The organism is Streptomyces sp. NPDC058691 (assembly GCF_042714775.1).
GTDB lineage: Bacteria > Actinomycetota > Actinomycetes > Streptomycetales > Streptomycetaceae > Actinacidiphila.
The window spans coordinates 79,032-98,954 of record NZ_JBHXSO010000011.1; the positions used below are offsets into that span (position 1 = coordinate 79,032).

At 72.7% G+C, this 19,923-nt stretch carries 22 protein-coding genes; 16 read left to right on the forward strand and 6 right to left on the reverse strand.

Features of this window, described 5'->3' with window-relative positions; genetic code table 11:
* Positions 1–117 precede the first annotated feature (117 nt).
* The 14 genes from ACFWVC_RS10520 to ACFWVC_RS10585 all read left to right on the forward strand — a co-directional run bounded on the left by ACFWVC_RS10520 (position 118) and on the right by ACFWVC_RS10585 (position 12,323).
* Positions 118–705 carry a GNAT family N-acetyltransferase gene (locus tag ACFWVC_RS10520; RefSeq protein WP_384281675.1) on the forward strand — a complete coding sequence of 196 codons (588 nt, stop codon included), beginning with the start codon at positions 118–120 and terminating at the stop codon, positions 703–705.
* Positions 706–755: 50 nt separating this feature from the next.
* A complete protein-coding gene (locus ACFWVC_RS10525) occupies positions 756–1,793 on the forward strand; it encodes a carbohydrate kinase family protein (RefSeq protein WP_384281678.1) in 1,038 nt (345 codons plus the stop codon).
* A gap of 114 nt (positions 1,794–1,907) precedes the next feature.
* Positions 1,908–1,991, forward strand: a complete 84-nt coding sequence (locus ACFWVC_RS10530) for a putative leader peptide (protein WP_384281964.1) — start codon at positions 1,908–1,910, stop codon at positions 1,989–1,991.
* Positions 1,992–2,169: 178 nt separating this feature from the next.
* Positions 2,170–3,864, forward strand: a complete 1,695-nt coding sequence (locus tag ACFWVC_RS10535) for a nitrite/sulfite reductase (protein ID WP_384281681.1) — start codon at positions 2,170–2,172, stop codon at positions 3,862–3,864.
* Entirely contained in the window at positions 3,861–4,085 is a 225-nt protein-coding gene (locus ACFWVC_RS10540) for a hypothetical protein (RefSeq protein WP_384281982.1), read from the forward strand. Before ACFWVC_RS10535 ends, ACFWVC_RS10540 begins: the two co-directional genes overlap by 4 nt.
* Positions 4,082–4,789: a phosphoadenylyl-sulfate reductase gene (locus ACFWVC_RS10545; protein ID WP_384281684.1), complete on the forward strand. Its 708-nt coding sequence runs from the start codon at positions 4,082–4,084 to the stop codon at positions 4,787–4,789. The genes ACFWVC_RS10540 and ACFWVC_RS10545 overlap by 4 nt, the downstream gene beginning before the upstream one ends.
* Before the next feature lie 35 nt (positions 4,790–4,824).
* Entirely contained in the window at positions 4,825–5,370 is a 546-nt protein-coding gene (gene cysC / locus ACFWVC_RS10550) for an adenylyl-sulfate kinase (RefSeq protein WP_384281967.1), read from the forward strand.
* Positions 5,367–6,302 carry a sulfate adenylyltransferase subunit CysD gene (gene cysD, locus ACFWVC_RS10555; protein ID WP_384281688.1) on the forward strand — a complete coding sequence of 312 codons (936 nt, stop codon included), beginning with the start codon at positions 5,367–5,369 and terminating at the stop codon, positions 6,300–6,302. The genes cysC and cysD overlap by 4 nt, the downstream gene beginning before the upstream one ends.
* 2 nt (positions 6,303–6,304) lie before the next feature.
* A complete protein-coding gene (locus ACFWVC_RS10560) occupies positions 6,305–7,654 on the forward strand; it encodes a sulfate adenylyltransferase subunit 1 (RefSeq protein ID WP_384281693.1) in 1,350 nt (449 codons plus the stop codon).
* Between the two features lie 233 nt (positions 7,655–7,887).
* Positions 7,888–9,027 (forward strand): aliphatic sulfonate ABC transporter substrate-binding protein, encoded by a 1,140-nt coding sequence (locus tag ACFWVC_RS10565; RefSeq protein WP_384281697.1) that lies wholly within the window; start codon positions 7,888–7,890, stop codon positions 9,025–9,027.
* Between the two features lie 37 nt (positions 9,028–9,064).
* Positions 9,065–9,859, forward strand: coding sequence for an ABC transporter ATP-binding protein (locus ACFWVC_RS10570; protein WP_384281701.1), 795 nt, complete (start codon positions 9,065–9,067; stop codon positions 9,857–9,859).
* On the forward strand, positions 9,846–10,775 hold the full coding sequence (locus tag ACFWVC_RS10575) for an ABC transporter permease (RefSeq protein WP_384281705.1): 930 nt from the start codon (positions 9,846–9,848) through the stop codon (positions 10,773–10,775). Before ACFWVC_RS10570 ends, ACFWVC_RS10575 begins: the two co-directional genes overlap by 14 nt.
* Positions 10,776–10,779: 4 nt before the next feature.
* Positions 10,780–11,571: a sirohydrochlorin chelatase gene (locus ACFWVC_RS10580; protein ID WP_384281712.1), complete on the forward strand. Its 792-nt coding sequence runs from the start codon at positions 10,780–10,782 to the stop codon at positions 11,569–11,571.
* A gap of 62 nt (positions 11,572–11,633) precedes the next feature.
* A complete protein-coding gene (locus ACFWVC_RS10585) occupies positions 11,634–12,323 on the forward strand; it encodes a DUF6882 domain-containing protein (RefSeq protein ID WP_384281719.1) in 690 nt (229 codons plus the stop codon).
* Between the two features lie 17 nt (positions 12,324–12,340).
* On the opposite strand, the gene ACFWVC_RS10590 is transcribed toward ACFWVC_RS10585, so the two are convergent.
* Together ACFWVC_RS10590 and ACFWVC_RS10595 are read right to left on the reverse strand one after the other, a co-directional pair.
* Positions 12,341–13,375 carry an NAD-dependent epimerase/dehydratase family protein gene (locus tag ACFWVC_RS10590; RefSeq protein ID WP_384281725.1) on the reverse strand — a complete coding sequence of 345 codons (1,035 nt, stop codon included), beginning with the start codon at positions 13,373–13,375 and terminating at the stop codon, positions 12,341–12,343.
* A complete protein-coding gene (locus ACFWVC_RS10595; protein WP_384281729.1) occupies positions 13,372–14,046 on the reverse strand; it encodes an epimerase in 675 nt (224 codons plus the stop codon). The genes ACFWVC_RS10590 and ACFWVC_RS10595 overlap by 4 nt, the downstream gene beginning before the upstream one ends.
* A gap of 121 nt (positions 14,047–14,167) precedes the next feature.
* Here ACFWVC_RS10595 and ACFWVC_RS10600 point away from each other — a divergent pair, with 121 nt between their 5' ends.
* Entirely contained in the window at positions 14,168–14,749 is a 582-nt protein-coding gene (locus ACFWVC_RS10600) for a TetR/AcrR family transcriptional regulator (protein WP_384281734.1), read from the forward strand.
* Between the two features lie 18 nt (positions 14,750–14,767).
* Here ACFWVC_RS10600 and ACFWVC_RS10605 read toward each other — a convergent pair whose 3' ends face one another.
* From ACFWVC_RS10605 to ACFWVC_RS10620, 4 genes are all read right to left on the reverse strand, one after another.
* Complete coding sequence (locus ACFWVC_RS10605; protein ID WP_384281739.1) at positions 14,768–14,947, reverse strand: hypothetical protein; 180 nt, start codon at positions 14,945–14,947, stop codon at positions 14,768–14,770.
* Positions 14,948–15,641: 694 nt separating this feature from the next.
* Positions 15,642–17,117 carry a glycosyltransferase family 39 protein gene (locus ACFWVC_RS10610; RefSeq protein ID WP_384281745.1) on the reverse strand — a complete coding sequence of 492 codons (1,476 nt, stop codon included), beginning with the start codon at positions 17,115–17,117 and terminating at the stop codon, positions 15,642–15,644.
* Between the two features lie 57 nt (positions 17,118–17,174).
* Positions 17,175–17,963, reverse strand: coding sequence for a class I SAM-dependent methyltransferase (locus ACFWVC_RS10615; protein WP_384281750.1), 789 nt, complete (start codon positions 17,961–17,963; stop codon positions 17,175–17,177).
* A 22-nt stretch (positions 17,964–17,985) separates the two neighbouring features.
* A complete protein-coding gene (locus tag ACFWVC_RS10620) occupies positions 17,986–18,603 on the reverse strand; it encodes a winged helix-turn-helix transcriptional regulator (RefSeq protein ID WP_384281970.1) in 618 nt (205 codons plus the stop codon).
* A gap of 106 nt (positions 18,604–18,709) precedes the next feature.
* Between ACFWVC_RS10620 and ACFWVC_RS10625 the strand changes: the two genes are divergently transcribed.
* Complete coding sequence (locus tag ACFWVC_RS10625; RefSeq protein ID WP_384281757.1) at positions 18,710–19,921, forward strand: pyridoxal phosphate-dependent aminotransferase; 1,212 nt, start codon at positions 18,710–18,712, stop codon at positions 19,919–19,921.
* The last annotated feature ends 2 nt before the right edge of the window (positions 19,922–19,923 follow it).

Consider the following 19,923-nt stretch of genomic DNA (forward strand, 5'->3'; position numbering starts at 1 on the left):
GCGAAGGCTCGCGGCCCCGCTTCACCGACGTCCCCGGGGACGCACTCCTCCGCCCAGGGTCCGCGTGACCGCGGGGCACCCCGCCGCTGGGACGGCCGGCGTGGTTGGCTGGGCCCCATGAGCAACACCGTCACCGTGACCACCTGGTCGCTGGAGCAGACCTCGCCGGCCGATCTGCGGCCCTCGGCGCCGGCCATGGAGCCCGACCCCGCGACCGCCGGGCTCAGGGTCGTACGGGCCGAGGTGCCCTCCCCGGAGTTCAGCCGCTTCCTCTACACCTCGGTCGGCGCGGACTGCGCGTGGACCGACCGGCTGCCCTGGACGTACGAGCAGTGGCGCGCCTGTATGGACCGCCCCGGTGTGGAGACCTGGGTCGCCTGGGACCACGGGACGCCCGCCGGCTACATCGAACTCGACGCGCAGGACGAGGCCCAGGTCGAGATCGCGTACTTCGGGTTGCTGCCCGCCTTCCGGGGGCGCCGGATCGGCGGGCTCCTGCTGTCGTTCGGCATCGCGCGGGCCTGGGACCTGGCCGAGCGGTGGCCGGACCGGACGCCGACCAAGCGGGTGTGGGTGCACACCTGCAGCCTGGACGGGCCGCACGCGCTGGCCAACTACGAGAGGCGCGGCTTCCGCATCTTCCGCACCGAGACGGGGGAAGAGGAGAAGAGGCCGATCGACGGTCCCTGGCCCGGGGCCCGGTAGCGGCCACCGCACCGCCCGGACCGGTAGAGGACGACCGGAAGGGGGAGGGCATGGACGTCGTCGGGGTCGGGGCGCTCAATCTGGACCTGATCACGGGGGCGTCCGCCGTGGGCGGCAGCCCGGTGCTGGCGCGGCTCGACGCGCACATGGGGCTGCGTCCCCCGCTGGAGAGCGGTTCCGAGCGGCTGGTGGAGGAGCCCGCCGTCCGCGCCGCCCTGGAGTGCCTGCGCGCGGAAGGGGTGCCGGTCACGCCCGAGCTCGGCGGTTCGGCCTTCAACGCGCTGCACGCCCTCGCCCGGCTCGGCCGGGGCCTGCGGCTGGGGTACGTGAGCGTCGCCGGCCGCAGCCCGCTGGACGCCGTCGATCCGCTCGCCCTCCTCGACGAACTCGGCATCGACCGCTCCCTGGTGCTGCCGGACCCGGAGCGGCTGTGCGGGATCTGCCTGTCGGTGTACGACGAGGGGGAGCGCACCCTGCTCACCCACACCGGCGCCAACACCGGCATCGCCGGCCATGTCCGGCGGCATTTCGAGGAGATCGCCGGCACCCTGGCCCGGGCCCGGGTGGTGCATGTGACCTCGTTCCTGGACCCCGACGGGGGTACGGCGCTGCGCCGGCTGCTGGCGGCCGTCCGGGAGCGGTCACCGCGCACGATCGTCACCTTCGACCCGGGCCACGCGTGGTCGGCCGCGCCGAGCGACGATGTGCTGGCGATGGCCGCGATGAGCGACTATCTGCTGGTCAACGGACGGGAGTTCACCGATCTGGCGCCACTGCTGCCCGGACTGCGCGGCACGGCGGTGGTGAAGTACCCGGACCGGGTGGAGGTGCGTCGGCCGGGTTCGGTGGAGCGGTACACCCACCGTCCGCTTCCGGACGCCGAGATCGAGGACGCGACGGGGGCGGGCGACGTCTTCGCGGCCGGGGTGCTCGCGGCCCTCGCCGCCGACCGGGCGCTGCTGGGCGCCGGCGTGCGGCTCGGCACCGCGCTGGCGGCCCACAAGCTGCGGCACCTGGGCACCCGGGGGCACGACGGGTTCCGGGCGATCGCGGGCGATTTCCTGCGGCATCCGAGCAGGGTGCGGTGATCTGTCCGGTCCGTCCTATGGCGGACACCACAGCCGTACCACCATGTGAGATGTTCGGGTCCACATAGCGGATAATGGTGGACTGGCCCGAGATCCGCGTGACACGCTTTCGACATGTCTCGCACTGGAATCGCCTTGGTAGGTCGGCTGCACGTCGACCTCGGACGCATGTCCAGCGCCATCTGTCGGGCCTACTGAGCCCGTACGCCGTCACGCCCCGGACCGGTCCCGCCGTCCCCGGCGTCGCGGACACGCGGCGGCCCCCGCATCCCGGACCCCCGCCTGGCGCGGTGTGTTTCCGCAGGCCGCAGGGGTCCTTCGTGGTACGACCGCATCCTGTTGATCCTCCTCAGCCTGCCAGAAGGACTGCATCGCCATGGCTTCCACCCCCGACCAGCAGGGCGCCGCCGCACACCGCAAGGTGAGCCGTCACCGTGGTGAGGGCCAGTGGGCGGTCGGCCATATGACGCCGCTCAACGCCAACGAGCAGTTCAAGCGCGACGACGACGGTCTCAACGTGCGGACGCGCATTGAGACGATCTACCAGTACCGCGGTTTCGACGCGATCGACGGCGCCGACCTGCGCGGCCGCATGCGCTGGTGGGGGCTGTACACCCAGCGCAAGCCCGGGATCGACGGCGGCAAGACCGCGATCCTGGAGCCGGAGGAGCTGGACGACAAGTACTTCATGCTGCGGGTCCGCATCGACGGCGGCCGGCTCACCACCGAGCAGCTGCGCGTCATCGGCGACGTCTCCCAGGAGTTCGCCCGCGGCACCGCCGACATCACCGACCGGCAGAACATCCAGCTGCACTGGATCCGCATCGAGGACGTGCCGGAGATCTGGCGCCGTCTGGAAGGCGTCGGGCTGTCCACCACCGAGGCGTGCGGCGACACCCCGCGCGTCATCCTCGGCTCGCCGGTGGCCGGCATCGCCGAGGACGAGATCATCGACGGCACCCCGGCCGTGGACGAGATCCACCGCCGGATCATCGGCAACAAGGACTTCTCCAACCTCCCCCGCAAGTTCAAGTCCGCCGTCTCCGGCTCCCCGCTGCTGGACGTCGCCCACGAGATCAACGACGTGGCCTTCGTCGGCGTGCGCCACCCCGAGCACGGCCCCGGCTTCGACGTGTGGGTCGGCGGCGGCCTGTCGACCAACCCGAAGATCGGTGTCCGGCTGGGCGCCTGGGTGCCGCTGGCGGAGGTCCCGGACGTCTACGAGGGCGTCATCTCGGTCTTCCGCGACTACGGCTACCGGCGGCTGCGCACCCGTGCCCGGCTGAAGTTCCTGGTCGCGGACTGGGGCGCGGAGAAGTTCCGCCGGGTGCTGGAGGACGAGTACCTGGGGCGCGCCCTCGTCGACGGCCCCGCTCCCGAGCAGCCGGTGCAGCAGTGGCGCGACCACGTCGGGGTGCACCGGCAGCAGGACGGCCGCTTCTACGTCGGCTTCGCGCCCCGCGTCGGCCGGGTGGACGGCACCACGCTCAGCAAGATCGCGGAACTGGCGGAGGCGCACGGCTCGGGCCGGCTGCGGACCACCGTCGAGCAGAAGATGATCGTGCTCGACGTCGAGCAGGACCGCGTCGACTCGCTCGTCGCGGGCCTGGAGGCGCTGGACCTCCAGGTGAAGCCCTCGCCGTTCCGGCGCGGCACGATGGCGTGCACCGGCATCGAGTTCTGCAAGCTGGCCATCGTCGAGACCAAGGCGCGCGGCGCGTCCCTCATCGACGAACTGGAGCGCAGGCTGCCCGAGTTCGACGAACCCGTCACCATCAACGTCAACGGCTGCCCCAACGCCTGCGCCCGCATCCAGGTCGCCGACATCGGCCTCAAGGGCCAGCTGGTCCTGGACGACGACGGCAACCAGGTCGAGGGCTTCCAGGTGCACCTGGGCGGCGCGCTGGGCCTGGAGGCCGGCTTCGGGCGCAAGGTCCGCGGCCTGAAGGTGACCTCGGAGGAGCTGCCGGACTACGTGGAGCGCGTCCTGAGGCGCTTCCAGGCCGAACGCGAGGACGGCGAACGGTTCGCGCAGTGGGTCACCCGCGCGTCGGAGGAGGCCCTGTCATGAGCGAGCGTGCCGCACCGTTCTACTGCCCGTACTGCGGCGACGAGGACCTGCACCCCGCGGAGCAGGGCCACGGCGCCTGGGAGTGCCGCGCCTGCAACCGGGCCTTCCAGCTGAAGTTCCTGGGTCTGCTGGCCCGCGGACTGCAGACGGGATCCACCGGATCCACCGGATCCACCGGATCCACCGACTCCACCGGCCCCACCGAGGAGGGCGGTTCGTGACCACCGCGCAGCGGCACTCCGCCGACGAGCTCCGGCTCCTGGCCGAGCGGGCGGGCCGCGACCTGGAGAACGCCCCGGCCGCGGACATCCTGCGCTGGGCCGTCGAAAGCTTCGGGCCGCGCTTCTGCGTGACCTCCTCCATGGAGGACGCGGTCGTGGCGCACCTGGCCTCGTCCGTGGCGCCCGGTGTCGACGTGGTCTTCCTGGACACCGGCTACCACTTCCCGGAGACCATCGGCACCCGGGACGCCGTCGCCGCCGTGATGGACGTCAACGTCATCACCCTGACGCCCCGTCAGACCGTCGCGGAGCAGGACGCCGAGCACGGGCCGCGGCTGCACGACCGCGACCCCGACCTGTGCTGCGCGCTGCGGAAGGTCAAGCCGCTGGAGGAGGGACTGACGGCGTACGACGCCTGGGCTACCGGACTGCGCCGCGACGAGTCCCCGACCCGGGCGAACACCCCCGTCGTCGGCTGGGACGCCCGGCGGGCCAAGGTCAAGGTCTCCCCCATCGCCCGGTGGACGCAAGAGGACGTGGACGCCTACGTCGCCGAGCACGGCGTGCTCACCAATCCGCTGCTCATGGACGGCTACGCCTCGGTCGGTTGCGCCCCCTGCACCCGGCGGGTGCTGGAGGGCGAGGACGCCCGGGCCGGCCGATGGGCGGGGCGCGGCAAGACCGAGTGCGGACTGCACGGCTGATGACGACGACGGAACGGACCTACCGGGAGGGGCGGATGGGCGTCACGGACGCAGGGGCCACGGTCTGGCTCACGGGCCTGCCGAGCGCGGGCAAGACCACGATCGCCCGCGCGCTGGCGGACCGGCTGCGCGGCGACGGGCACCGGGTCGAGGTGCTGGACGGCGACGAGGTCCGCGAATTCCTCTCCGCCGGGCTCGGCTTCGGCCGCGAGGACCGGCACACCAATGTGCAGCGCATCGGCTTCGTCGCCGAACTCCTGGCGTCCCACGGCGTCAAGGTCCTCGTCCCGGTCATCGCGCCGTACGCCGACAGCCGCGAGGCCGTCCGCAAGCGGCACGACGCCCAGGGCACCACGTATCTGGAGGTGCACGTCGCCACGCCGCTGGACGTCTGCTCGGCGCGGGACGTGAAGGGCCTGTACGCCAAGCAGGCCGCGGGCGAGATATCGGGCCTGACCGGTGTCGACGACCCGTACGAGGCACCCGCGACCCCCGATCTGCGCATCGAGACCCAGGACCACACCGTGGACGACTCGGCGGCGCTGCTCACAGCACTGCTGGTGGAGAGGGGACTGGCGTGACAACCGTCGTCACGATCGACGAGAGCACCGAGAACCCCTTCGCGCTGTCGCACCTGGACGCGCTGGAGTCGGAGTCGGTGCACATCTTCCGTGAGGTGGCGGGGGAGTTCGAACGTCCGGTGATCCTGTTCTCCGGCGGCAAGGACTCCATCGTCATGCTGCACCTCGCGCTGAAGGCGTTCGCCCCGGCGGCGGTTCCCTTCTCGCTGATGCACGTCGACACCGGCCACAACTTCCCCGAGGTGCTGGAGTACCGCGACCGCACCGTCGCGCGGCACGGGCTGCGGCTGCACGTCGCGTCCGTGCAGGACTACATCGACGACGGCCGGCTGCGCGAGCGCCCCGACGGCACCCGCAACCCGCTGCAGACCGTGCCGTTGACCGAGGCCATCCAGGAGCACCGCTTCGACGCGGTCTTCGGCGGCGGCCGACGCGACGAGGAGAAGGCCCGCGCCAAGGAGCGCGTCTTCTCGCTCCGCGACGAGTTCTCCCAGTGGGACCCGCGCCGCCAGCGCCCCGAGCTGTGGCAGCTGTACAACGGCCGGCACGCCCCCGGCGAGCACGTGCGGGTCTTCCCGCTGTCCAACTGGACCGAGCTGGACGTGTGGCAGTACATCGCCCGCGAGGGCATCGAGCTGCCGGAGATCTACTACGCCCACGAGCGCGAGGTGTTCCGCCGCGCGGGGATGTGGCTGACCGCCGGCGACTGGGGCGGGCCCAAGGACGGCGAGACCGTCGAGACGCGGCTGATCCGCTACCGCACGGTGGGCGACATGTCCTGCACCGGCGCGGTGGACTCCGCCGCCGCCACCATCGACGCGGTGATCACCGAGATCGCCGCCTCCCGGCTCACCGAGCGCGGGGCCACCCGGGCCGACGACAAGCTCTCCGAGGCCGCGATGGAAGACCGCAAGCGCGAGGGGTACTTCTAGCCATGACCGCCGGCATCACCGCCGCCGAGCAGCTCGCGGCCACCTCTTTGCTGCGCTTCGCCACCGCGGGCTCCGTGGACGACGGCAAGTCCACCCTGGTCGGGCGACTGCTGCACGACTCCAAGTCGGTGCTCGCCGACCAGTTGGAGGCCGTGGAGCTGGCCTCGGCCCGCCGCGGCCAGGACGCGCCCGATCTGGCGCTGCTCACCGACGGCCTGCGCGCCGAGCGCGAGCAGGGCATCACGATCGACGTGGCGTACCGCTACTTCGCCACGCCCCGCCGCCGGTTCATCCTGGCCGACACCCCCGGGCACGTGCAGTACACCCGCAACATGGTCACCGGCGCCTCGACCGCCGAGCTGACCGTGGTCCTGGTGGACGCGCGCAACGGCGTGGTCGAGCAGACCCGCCGGCACGCGGCGGTCGCGGCCCTGCTGCGCGTCCCGCACGTCGTGCTGGCGGTCAACAAGATGGACCTGGTGGACTGGTCGGAGCAGGTCTTCGCGGCCATCGCCGAGGAGTTCACCGCGTACGCGGCCTCGATCGGCGTCCCGGAGATCACCGCCATCCCGATCTCGGCGCTGACCGGGGACAACGTGGTGACCGCCTCGGCCGGCATGGACTGGTACGGCGGCCCCACCGTGCTGGAGCACCTGGAGACCGTCCCGGTCGGCACCGACCCGAGCGCGCACCCGGCGCGCTTCCCGGTCCAGTACGTCATCCGGCCGCAGACCGCCGAGCATCCCGACTACCGCGGCTACGCCGGGCAGATCTCCTCCGGTGTGCTGCGTGTCGGCGACCCGGTCACGGTGCTGCCGTCCGGCCTGACCAGCACGATCGCCGGCATCGACGCACTGGGGACCGCGGTGGGCGTGGCCTGGGCGCCGCAGTCGGTGACGCTGCTGCTCGGCGACGACCTGGACATCTCCCGAGGCGATCTGATCGCGCCCAGCGCGGCCGCCCCTGCGACCACGCGGGACATCGAGGCGACCGTGTGCCATCTGCACGAGCGCCCGCTGACCGTCGGCGCCCGCGTGCTGCTGAAGCACACCACGCGCACGGTGAAGGCGATCGTCAAGCGGCTCCCCTACAAGATCGACCTGACCCACGGTCTGGAACACCGGGACGATCCCGCCGAGTTCGGTGTCAACGACATCGGCACGGTCGTCCTGCGCACCTCCGAGCCGCTGCCGCTGGACGCCTACGCGGACTCCCGGCTCACCGGCTCCTTCCTGCTGATCGACCCGGCGGACGGCATCACGCTGACCGCCGGCATGGCGGGCGAGGCCTTCGCCGCCCGCAACGCCACGGCCGCGAGCGACGCGGCCGGTGACGAGGGGTGGGACTTCTGATGACAGGCAAGAGCGGCTTCGACGCCTTCGCCGGATTCGCCAAGGAGGGCGGCCGTGTCGGCAGCGGCTGTCTGGGCAGCGGCACGGGCGGTGTGACGCGATGTGCGCGCTGACACCGAACGGGCACCGCACCACGGCCGCGCACGCGGCACGGCACCACCTGGAACCAGACAGCCACCACTCCGGCGCGCCCTAGAGAGCGCGACCCGGGGCCTTCGAGAGGACCACCTCCCGTGACTGCCGATCGCACCACCGCCCCGAGAACGGCCACCCGCCGCCGCATCGTCGCCGGCGCCGCCCTTCTGCCGCTGCTGGCCCTGGCCGCCTGCGGCTACGGCTCCGACAAGAAGGACGACACCTCCAACGCGGCTGCGAGCAGCGGCGCGAGCAGCGCCGCCAGCAAGAAGCTGTCCGCATCCACGGTGAAGATCGGCTACTTCGCGAACCTCACGCACGCCACACCGCTGGTGGGGCTGAAGGAGGGCTTCTTCGCCCAGGAGCTCGGCTCCGGCACCACGATCAAGGAGTCGGTCTTCAACGCCGGCCCCGCCGAGATCGAGGCCCTCAACGCCGGTTCCATCGACATCGGCTGGATCGGCCCCTCCCCCGCCGTCAACGGCTGGAGCAAGTCGGGCGGCAAGAGCCTGAAGATCATCTCCGGCTCGGCCTCCGGCGGCGTGAAGCTGGTCGTCAACCCCAAGAAGATCAAGACCCTGAAGGACGTCAAGGGCAAGCGGATCGCCACCCCGCAGCTCGGCAACACCCAGGACGTGGCCCTGCTCAACTGGATATCCGAGCAGGGCTGGAAGGTCGACGCGACCAGCGGCAAGGGGGACGTCTCCGTCGTCCGCACGGACAACAAGATCACCCCTGACGCCTACAAGGCCGGTTCCATCGACGGCGCCTGGGTCCCCGAGCCCACCGCGTCCAAGCTGGTCGCCGAGGGCGCCAAGGTGCTGCTGGACGAGAGCAGCCTGTGGAAGGACGGCAAGTTCGTCATCACGAACGTGATCGTCTCCCAGAAGTTCCTCAGCGAGCACCCCGACGTCGTCGAGGCCGTGCTGCGCGGCTCGGTGAAGACCAACGCGTGGATCACCGCCAACCCGGACAAGGCCAAGGCCGACGCCAACGCCCAGCTGGAGAAGCTGTCCGGCAAGCCGCTGCCGGACGAGATCATCGACCCGGCGTGGAAGAGCATCCAGGTCACCGACGACCCGCTGGCGTCCACGCTGCGGGACGAGGCCGACCACGCCGTCACCGCCGGCCTCCTGGAGAAGCCCGACCTGAAGGGCATCTACGACCTCACGATCCTCAACAAGATCCTGACGGCCGAAGGAAAGACCGAGATCGACAACGCCGGTCTCGGCAGCTGACCCGTCCGCACGCCCAGCCCCCAGGAGGTGACGTTCCATGGCCACCGCACTCAGCACCCAGCCCGCCGTGACGGACGGTGCGGCGCCCTACGCCGCCCGGCTCGCGCACGTCTCGAAGTCCTTCGGCAGCGCCGGGGCGCAGGCGCAGGTGCTGGACGACATCAGCATCGACGTCGCGCCCGGTGAGTTCGTCTGCCTCCTGGGGGCCTCGGGCTGCGGCAAGTCCACCCTGCTCAACCTGGTCGCCGGACTCGACCGGCCGTCCGCCGGGGGCATCGACACCCCCGGCGGGCGCCCGGCCCTGATGTTCCAGGAGCACGCCCTGTTCCCGTGGCTGACCGCGGGCAAGAACATCGAACTCGCCCTGCGCATGCGCGGCGTGCCGCGCGCCGAACGGCGCCCGGAGGCCGAGCGGCTGCTGGAGCTGGTCCGCCTCCACGGCGCGTACGGCAAGCGCGTGCACGAACTGTCCGGCGGCATGCGGCAGCGCGTCGCGCTCGCCCGCGCACTGGCGCAGGACAGCCAACTGCTGCTGATGGACGAGCCGTTCGCGGCACTCGACGCCATCACCCGGGACGTCCTGCACGAGGAGCTCACCCGGATCTGGGCGGAGACCTCGCTGTCCGTGCTCTTCGTGACCCACAACGTGCGGGAGGCGGTGCGGCTCGCGCAGCGCGTCGTGCTGATGTCGTCGCGTCCCGGACGGATCGCCCGCGAGTGGCAGATCGACATCCCCCAGCCGCGACGTATCGAGGACGCCGCCGTCGCCGAACTGTCCGTCGAGATCACCGAGCACCTCCGTGGGGAGATTCGCCGTCATGGCCAGCACTGAGACCAAGGCAGACAGCGGTCCTGGCGCCTCCGGCGCCCCTGGCGGTTCCGCCGGTTCCACGGCGGACCTGGCGGGCCTCGGCGCGGGCCTGGACGCGCTGGAGACGCCCTCGGACGCCCGGGTGCCGCTCGGCCGGCTCCTGCGCGAGAAGGCCCTGCCGCCCGTGCTGGCCGTGGCGCTGGTGCTGGTGGTCTGGCAGCTCGCCTACCACTTCGAGGTCAAACCGCATTACCAGCTGCCCAGTCCGGCGGAGGTCGGCCGCGCCCTGCAGGACAAGTGGCTGGACGGCACGCTGCTCGGCTACGTGTGGACGAGCCTGTCGCGCGGCGCCCTGGGCTTCGTCGCGTCCGTCGTCATCGGCACGCCGCTCGGCCTGCTCGTGGCGCGGGTCAGGCCCGTGCGGGCGGCGATCGGGCCGATCCTGTCCGGCCTCCAGTCCCTGCCGTCGGTGGCGTGGGTGCCCGCGGCCATCATCTGGTTCGGGCTGACCGACGCGACGATCTACTGCGTGGTGCTGCTCGGCGCGGTGCCCTCGATCGCCAACGGCCTGGTCGCGGGCGTCGACCAGATCCCGCCGCTGTTCCTGCGTGCCGGGCGGACGATGGGCGCCAGCGGCATCCACTCCGTACGGCACGTGCTGCTGCCCGCGGCCCTGCCCGGCTACCTCGCCGGCCTCAAGCAGGGCTGGGCCTTCTCCTGGCGCTCCCTGATGGCCGCCGAGCTCATCGCCACCTCGCCCGATCTCGGCATCGGCCTCGGCCAGTTGCTGGAGCAGGGCCGGGAACTGTCCGACATGCCCACCGTCCTCGCCGCGATCCTGCTCATCCTCATCGTGGGCATCGGCATCGAACTGCTCGTGTTCTCGCCGCTGGAGCGGTGGGTGCTGCGCAGCCGCGGCCTGTTCGCGCGGGGGTGACGCGATGGCTTCCACCCGCTCCGGCCCGGCTGCCCCCGTCCTGCTCGTCATCGCCCACGGCAGCCGCGACCCGCGGCACGCCGCGACCGTCCACGCGCTGACCGGGCGGGTCCGGGCGGCCCGTCCGGGCCTGCGCGTCGAGACCGCCTTCCTCGACCACTGCGCACCGAGCGTGCCGCAGGTCGTGGACCGCCTCGCCGCGGACGGCGTGCGCGAGGTGGTGGCCCTGCCGCTGCTGCTGACCCGCGCCTTCCACGCCAAGGCCGACATCCCGGCCGTGCTCCGCGAGGCGACGGCCCGGCACGGGCGGCTGCGGGTGCGCCAGGCCGGGGTGCTCGGCCCCTCGCCGCTGCTCGTCACCGCCCTGGAACGGCGGCTCGCCGAGGCCGGGCTGGACGTCGGCGGCCCCGGCGGCCGCGGCCGGACGGGAATCGTCCTGGCCTCTGCGGGCTCCTCCGACCCGGAGGCGATCGCGGTGATCGCGGACATCGCGCGGAAGTGGCGGCACAGCGGCTGGCGCGCCGTGCGCCCAGCGTTCGCCGCGACGGTCTCCGGGTCACTGCCCTCCACCGCCGACGCGGTCCGCGCCCTCCGCGCCGAAGGCGTACGCGACGTCGCGGTCGCGCCCTACGTCATCGCCCCCGGCTTCCTCCCCGACCGCATCGCGCGCGGTGCGCGGGAGGCCGGCGCGGACGTCCTCGGCGACGTCCTGGGCGACGCCCCGGAGATGGCACGGCTTCTGCTGCGCCGCTTCGACGAGGCCCTGATGCCGCGGCTGTCGCTGGCGCTGGCCTGAGGCCCACCGGGCCCCTCACCCGGGGGCCGGGCGGCCGGGACCGCCGCGTAGAGTCCCGGCCCATGACGACGGAGTTCAGCGACGCCTTCCTCCACGAAGCCGAACGGCACGCCGCGTGGGGTGCCGAACAACTCGAGGCCCTGGGCGCCTTCCTGCCCGAGGGGCCGTGGACGGCGGACCTGCCCTCGTGCCTCTACCGGCAGGGAGGTCAGGAGCTGCGCGTCGCCGTGCTGGGCACGTACGACGAGCAGGAGCGGTCCTGGATGTGGGGCTGGGCCAACCCGGGTCTGCGCGGCACCCCGGTGGTCTCCCTCGCCGAGGAGGCCGAGCGCTTCGGACGGGCCCACGGGATCGGCGAGTTCACCGCGGGCGTCCTCGACCTGTCCGGCTTCGCCGACCCGCGCCGCGCCGCGGAAACCCTCGCCTTCGCGGGAATGGGCGTGACCCGCTCTCCCGGCTACATCGGGGTCCCCGCCGGTCCGGGCACGCTGGTCTACTTCCTGCCCGACGACCCGCGGGTCCCCCGGGCCGCGCTCGACCCCGTCGCTCTGGCCAGGACGCTGCTCGCGGCCGTGGGCCTGATCGGCCGCTCCCCGCGCCGCCTGGTGACCGGGTACTTCGACCACCACGGCGTCCCGGTCCGGGAGAGCGGGCACCAGGTCGTCGCCGCGTTGCCCGGCGGCGACGCGGCCGAGGTCGACTTCGACCCCGTGGGCCGGATCGTGGCCGTCCGCCTGACCGCGGGACGGTGACCGGCCGCGCGGGTCGATCAGGCGCTGTGCCCCGGGACGAGCCGGTGGGCCCTTAGGCTGCCGGCGCAGTCGGTGAGCGTGGCGGCGGCGGGCCGGGTCCGCCAGCCGAGGACGCGCTCGGCCTTGGCCGCGGAGTGCAGGTGCCTGCGGCCGAGGTACGGGGCCACGGCCCGGACGCCGGGGTCCAGTCGTGCCATGAGGCGGACCGCGAGGTCGGGCAGGGCGCGGGTGGGCACCTTGCGCGCGGCGTCGCCGAGTTCGTCGCGCAGCACCTGGGCGATCTGGGACATCCACAGGAACTCGCCGGTGGCGATGAAGCGTTCACCGGCCGCCGCGGGCGCGGTCATGGCCCGGATGTGCAGGTCCGCGAGGTCGCGTACGTCGACGACCTCGAAGCCGATGCGCGGGGTGCCTGGCATGCGGCCGGCCAGCAGGCGTCCGACCACCTGGACAGAACCCCGGCCGGCGGGGGTGAGCACCGGCCCGAACACGGCGCCGGGCAGGATCGTGGTCAGGGCGGCCCGCCCGCCGGACACCTCGGCGAAGCGCCAGGCTGCCTGTTCCGCGACGGCCTTGGACCTGCGGTACCCGGTGAGTGCCGGGTCGTCGGTGTCCGTCCAGCGGGTCTCGTCGCTGACGCTGTCCGGACCGGCCAGTGGAGGCGACGCTGCGGCGCACGCGGAGGTCATCACCACCCGCTTCACCCCGGCGCCGGCCGCGGCGCGCAGCACCCGCAGGGTGCCGTCGCGGGCCGGGCCGATCAGAGCGTGCGGGTCCCGCTCGGTCTCCGTGACCAGCGGGGAGGCCACGTGCAGGACGCGGTCGCAGCCGGCGACCGCCTCGTCCCAGCCGTCGTCGGAGGTCAGGTCCGCGACGGCGAACGTGAGGCGGCCGCCCGGGTCCACGGCCGTGGCGACCGCCTCCCGTACGGCGCCCTGTCGGGACGGGGCACGGACGGTGGTGCGCACCTCGTAACCGCGGCGCAGCAGCTCCACGACGCACCAACCGGCGACGAAGCCCGTGCCGCCGGTGACCAGGATCTTCTCCGTCATGACAGCGCCTTCTCCGTGGCGGCCGCGTTGATGTCGGCGCTCGTGAGCACCCGGGAGCCGGTCCCGCCCCGCCGGACGACCGCGAGCGCGGCGCGGCCGATGGCGTCGGTCGTGGTGGTGTGGCGGGGGAACAGCCGGCGCAGGACGGGGTAGGTCCACGACGTGGCGCCGTAGGCCAGCCGGCTGGTGAGCGAGCGCGGGCGGGCGCCGTGGCGGGGGCGGATGTAGCCGGGGCGGAAGACGTAGGTGCGCAAGGGCAGCGCCAGCAGTTCGTCCTCGGCGCGGCCCTTGACGCGCGCCCACATGGTGGTGCTCGCGCTGTCGGCACTCGCGCCCGAGACGTAGACGAAGGTCAGGTGCTCGCCGAGCGGCAGCAGCACACGTGCGGCCGCCAGGGCGAAGTCGCGCGTCACACGGGTGTACTCGGCCTCGGTCCGCCCCGCGGAGGGAACCCCCAGGGCGAACAGGCAGGCGTCGGCTCCGGCGAACTCCCCCGCCACGTCGGCGAGATCGGCGAAGTCGGCGGGGCTGACCTCGCGGAGCTTTGGGTGCCCCATGCCCAGGGGCCGCCGGACCACGGCGACGACGCTCCGCACTTCCTCGTCCAGAAGACAGGCACGCAGGACGCCGGTGCCCACCATGCCTCCCGCGCCGAACACGACGACCTTCACGCTGCTCCCCCAGGGGATGGGATCGGATAAACGGAGGATTCCTCCGGATGACTGTACGGAGGAATCCTCCACTTAGCAACGGGGTAGGTTGACCAGGTCGGAGGAGGTCACAGGAGGCACCATGAGCGAAGCCCGGCCGATGCGCGCGGACGCCCGCCGCAAACGGGAGGCGATCCTCGCCGCGGCGGGCGAGGTCTTCCTCGAACGCGGCATGGACGTCGCGCTCGACGAGATCGCCCGGCGGGCGGGCGTCGGGATCGGCACGCTCTACCGGCACTTCCCCACCCGCGAGGCGCTGGTGGTCGGCGCCTATGTGCGGCACATGGACCTGCTGTGCGACGGTGTCGAGGACCTGCTGGCCGAACTGCCGCCGGACGAGGCGCTCGTGGTCTGGATGCGGCGCTTCATCGGTTCCGCGGCCGAACAGCCCGGCATGGCCGTCGCGCTCAAGGCCATCGTCCACACGGCCGACTCCGAGGCCGTCCGCGCCGGCCACGAGCGCATCTTCGCCGCCCTGCGCCGGCTCCTCGACGCGGCCGAACGCGCCGGCACCATCCGCCCCGGCGTCTCCGCCGACGACCTGGCCGGCGCCCTGAGCGGCTTCAGCCTCATCACCGGCCGCCCAGGCTCCCGCGAACGCTCCGACCGCCTCGTCGCCCTCCTCGTCGACGGCCTCCGCCACGGCGCCCCCGGGGCGCCGTAACCGGTGGGAAGCGGCCGGCTAGAGCCGCGGCAGCCGGTCCACCGGCGCCGCAGGGCGGCGTTCCTCGAGCCAGAAGAGGTAGACCCGCAGGTGCTCGGCCAACTCACCGTCCAGGTAGGCGGCGTAGTCGCGTGCGGCGGCGGCCGTGCCCTGCCCCGACTTCTCGTCGTCGGCCTCCCACACGCCGCGCCGGTCCACCAGGTGGTCCCGGATCCGCCCCCGGTCCCGCCACCACTCCCGGACCGTTGCCGGCGTCCAGTGCTCGTCGCCGTCGCGGCCATAGCCCTCGAGGGGATCCGCCTCGGCGGCGTCGACCAGTTGCCGGAGCTCCTGCGTCGTCCGGGGCTGCCGGTAGACGTACTCGTTGAATCCTCCCCCGGCTGAAGCAGGGGGATTCCTGGCTCACGTGGGCTGGAGACCTGCGGTCCGTCAGCTCTTACACGATCAGCACCAGCCGGGTTGAGACCAGCCCGGTTTGACGAAGCACATCCAGGAGGTGCATGTGCCGTCTTGGCTCTCGATCAGCACGGTGAACGCGCTGCTTGGTTCTCGCAACGCACAGCAATCAGCCTAGCCGACCGTGCGGGCGGTCTCTCGCCCTGACAGCGAAACCCCGTTCCCTGTCCTCCTCCGCAGGGGTCCGATCCTTCCCCGGCCTGAAGGCCGGGGCATCCCCGGAAGTTCCCGGTGAAGTACTCGCCCTCGGCGAGCACGAGCCCCGGGGCGTGCAGGCGGCCGGTTGCGCAGTTGTCGGTGTCGGCGCCGTAGAAGGGTCCCGGCACGTTCAGCCACTTCCGGTCCGTCCACTGTCCGCGGAACACCTCACTCGCATCGCCTAGCAGGGGCACCGGATCGAAGTAGAGGTCCACGGCGAAAGGTTGGCCATGCCGGCCTAATAGAAGTGGCGCAGCGACGGCCAGAGGGTGGACCAGGGGGCCGCGGGGCCGGTGCAGAGGACGATGGCGGCGCCTTGTTCCTCGTTGTCGACGCCGTGGCCGTTGTCGACGGTGCCGACCTGACGGCAGCCCTTGAGGTGTGCTTCGATGCCGTCGGCCTCCCGCTGGCGGACCAGCAGGACGGGGCCGTCCGCGGAGTCGGGGGGCGGGCCCCAGTCGTGGAAGCCCATGTGGCCGGAGTAGGGGGCGGGCAGACCGCGGGAGGGGCCGTAGTGGGCGAGGGCGCCGGCCTCGCCGTAGTTCTGGGCGAGGAGGACCGCGCGCCCGCGGTCGCCCTCGGGTATGCGGGCCCACGCGACGGCGACGGCGTCGGCCAGGCGGGGCCAGCCGATCTGCTCGCCCTGCTCCGGGTTCACTGCGTTCACGACGGAGACCGCGCCCGGCGGCAGCACGGGCAGCGACAGCAGGGCGGTCAGCACGGCCGTCAGCGCGACCGGGACGATCGTGTCGCGGGGTCTCGCGGCGTAGCGCTCGCAGCCCGCGGCGAGCAGGACGATGAGCAGCGGCAGCGCGTAGTACGGCTTGCCGCCGCTCGCGAGCACCAGGACGCACAGGATCAGGTAGGCCGGGGCGAAGGCGCGGGCCCGGCGCAGCTCCGGATCGCGCCACAGTCGCAGACCGCCGGCGATCCAGACCGGCACGAACACCGGCGAGAGATAAAGGAGTTGCTCCGGCACGAACAGCAGGCGGTTCTCGGTGCCGTCGTCGGCGCTGATGCCGCCCGCGACGGTGAGCTGCGGCCAGCCGTGCCGGGCCTGCCACCACAGGTTGGGCAGGGCGAGCGCGAGCGCGAGGGCGGCGCCGGCGACCGGCCACCAGCCGCGCAGCACCCGGCGCGGCCCCGTGAGCAGCAGCCCGCCGAGGAGGGCGAGGACCAGCAGCGCCACCAGGTACTTGTTCTCCAGGCCGACACCGACGGCCGCGCCGACCGCGAGCCACCACCGGCCGTCCCCGGTGCGCAGCAGGCGTAGCACGAGGCAGCAGACGGCGAGCCAGACCAGCACGTCGAAGGTGGCCGTGGAGACCATGTGGCCGACGGCGAGGACGAATCCGGACACGGCCGTGAAGACCGCGGCGAGCACCTGCGCCCTACGGCTGCCGCCCAGTTCACGGCAGACGGCGGCGGCCAGGACGACGATCGCCGCGCACGCGGCGGTCGCCACCACGCGCAGGCCGGCCGGGCTGTCGCCGAAGACGGCGGTGGACAGCCGCGCGGCGAGCGGGGTCAACGGCGGCTGGTCCACGTACCCCCAGGCGGGGTGGTCGCCGGCGACCAGGAAGTACAACTCGTCGCGGTGGAAGCCGTACCGCCACGACAGGGCGGTCAGGACCGCCGCGAGCAGCCCGGCCACCAGCGCGACCGGTCGTGCGGCGAAGGCCGCCACCGCCGGCCGGTCCGTCGTCGACGTCATCCCCCACCCCCGGAACGACCCTACCGGCGGGCCCCGCCGCGGACCATGGGCAGTGTGTCAGCCGACGTCGAATCGGCTGAAGCGCGAACCCCCGCTCCCGGCGAGGCGGTTGAGGAGCGCGGTGAGCACCCGGCGGCCCGGGGTGAGGCGGGGGCGGTCCTCGGGCGGCAGCTCCCACAGGGCTCGTGAGTCGCGCAACCGCAGTCCCCAGTCGGCGAGTTCACGCGGATCGTCGCAGCTCCAGCCCACGTTGACGGTGCGCTCGCGGTGGGCGACGGCGGCGGAGACGGTGTCCATGAGCAGGACGGAGCCGGGGAAATGCGTCGTGATGAGCCCGATCGCCGTCCGGACCTCCTCCTCGGTGAGATAGACGAGCACCGCCTCGGAGACGAAGAGGTACGGGCCCGGGGCGGCCTCGACGGCGGCGGTCCAGCCGGGCTCGGTGACGGAGCCGGGCACCATGCGCCGCCGTCCGCTCTCCTCCAGCAGCTCGCGGCGGAGCGCGATGACGTCGGGCAGGTCGACCTCGACCCAGGTCGCGGTGCCGTTGTCCAGCCGCTCGTACCGGGTGCCGAGGCCGGCGCCGAGCTCGACGACCGACCCCGCGGGGTGGGCGTCGAGGAACTCGCGCACCCAGGCGTCCAGGATGACGCCGCGCAGCACCGCCCCGAGGTGGCTCGCGCCGCCGCCGATGCCGGAGAAGTCGTGGTCCAGGGCTTCGACCAGTTCCACGGCCTTGGGGTCACGGGTCAGCGGCCGCTTCCTGGCGGTCTCGGCCGCGCGGGCGCGCAGCGGTATGAGCAGGGTCTCCTGGACACGGCCGAGTTCCACGCGCTGACGTCCCATGCGGGCACCGTATCCCGTGGGGTCAGGCCCCGGCAGTGCGCAGGGCGTCCGCGAGGGGTCCGTCGCCGGTCACCTCGGCGGCCCCGTCCGCCAGTGCGTCGGGGAGGGCGCGGGCGCCGGCCGGCAGGGCGAGGACCGCGTCGGGGCTCTTGGCGGGACCGTCCGCGTACGACGGGGTCGTGCCGCCCAGCTCGATGTGGAAGGCGCCCTCGTCGAGGCGGACCTCGACCACGCCGGCGGGCAGGTCCTGGAGCTCGGCCAGCCGGCGCATCAGCGGGACGGCGGCCCAGTGGGCGCGGACGGCGTCGGTGGGGCGGGGCTCGCCGAGGTCGGCGGCGCCCCACGCGGCGAGCACGCCGAGCACGGGCAGCAGGTCCCGTCCGCGCGGGGTGAGTTCGTAGACGTACGCGGCGCCGGGGGGCGGCAGGCGGCGGCGCGTGACCAGTTCGTCGCGCTCCATCTCCTTCAGGCGGGAGGCGAGGACGTCGGTGCTCACGCCGGGCAGGTCGGCGTGGAGATCGGTGTACCGGCGGGGGCCCGCCAGCAGCTCACGGACGATCAGGAGCGTCCAGCGCTCGCCGACCGTGTCGAGGGCACGGGCGACGGCGCAGTACTGGTCGTAACTTCGGCGCGGCATGATCCCAGTGTAGACAAAGAGTTGGACTTTCCAAGCTGGCACTTGGTAAAACCAAGCAGTAGCCTGTGCCTCTGCAGCAGGGTGCGGGACCGGACCGGGAGGCCGTCGCATGGAGTACAAGCAGTCGAGCAAGCTGGCCGAGGTCTGCTACGAGATCCGCGGTCCGGTCATCGAGCACGCCAACGCGCTGGAGGAGGCCGGGCACAGCGTCCTGCGGCTCAACACCGGCAATCCGGCGCTGTTCGGCTTCGAGGCCCCCGAGGAACTGCTCCAGGACATCATCCGCACCCTCCCCACCTCGCACGGCTACAGCGACTCGCGCGGCATCCTCTCGGCGCGCCGCGCCGTCGCCCAGCACTACCAGGAACGCGGCCTCGCCGACGTGGGCGTGGACGACGTCTTCCTCGGCAACGGCGTCTCCGAACTGGTGCAGATGGCCGTGCAGGCCCTGGTGGACGACGGTGACGAGGTGCTGATCCCGGCCCCCGACTTCCCGCTGTGGACGGCCGTGACCAACCTGGCGGGCGGCAAGGCGGTGCACTACGTCTGCGACGAGTCCGCCGACTGGTTCCCCGACCTCGACGACATCGCCTCGAAGATCACCGGCCGCACCCGGGCACTGGTGATCATCAACCCCAACAACCCCACGGGCGCGGTGTATCCGCGCGAGCTGCTGGAAGGCATGCTCGACCTGGCCCGCCGCCACCATCTGGTCGTCTTCGCCGACGAGGTCTACGACAAGATCCTCTACGACGACGCAGTGCACCACACGGCGGCGCAGCTCGCCCCCGACGTGCTGTGCCTGACCTTCAGCGGGCTGTCCAAGGCCTACCGCGTCGCGGGCTTCCGCTCGGGCTGGCTGGTCGTCACCGGCCCGCGGCAGCACGCCAAGAGCTACCTGGAGGGCCTGACGACGCTGGCCTCCATGCGGCTGTGTCCCAATGTGCCCGCCCAGCAGGCGATCCAGGCCGCCCTCGGCGGGCGGCAGAGCATCAAGGACCTGGTGCTGCCCGGCGGCCGGCTGCACGAGCAGCGCGACACGGCCTGGGAGAAGCTCAACGAGATCCCCGGCGTCTCCTGCGTGAAGCCCAAGGGCGCCCTCTACGCCTTCCCGCGCCTGGACCCGAAGGTGCACCAGATCCACGACGACGAGAAGTTCGTACTGGACCTGCTGCTGCGCGAGAAGATCCAGGTGGTCCAGGGCACCGGCTTCAGCTGGCCGCGCCCGGACCACTTCCGCATCCTCACCCTCCCCCGTGCCGAGGATCTGGACGCGGCCATCAGCCGCATCGGCCGCTTCCTCGCCGGCTATCGCCAGTGACC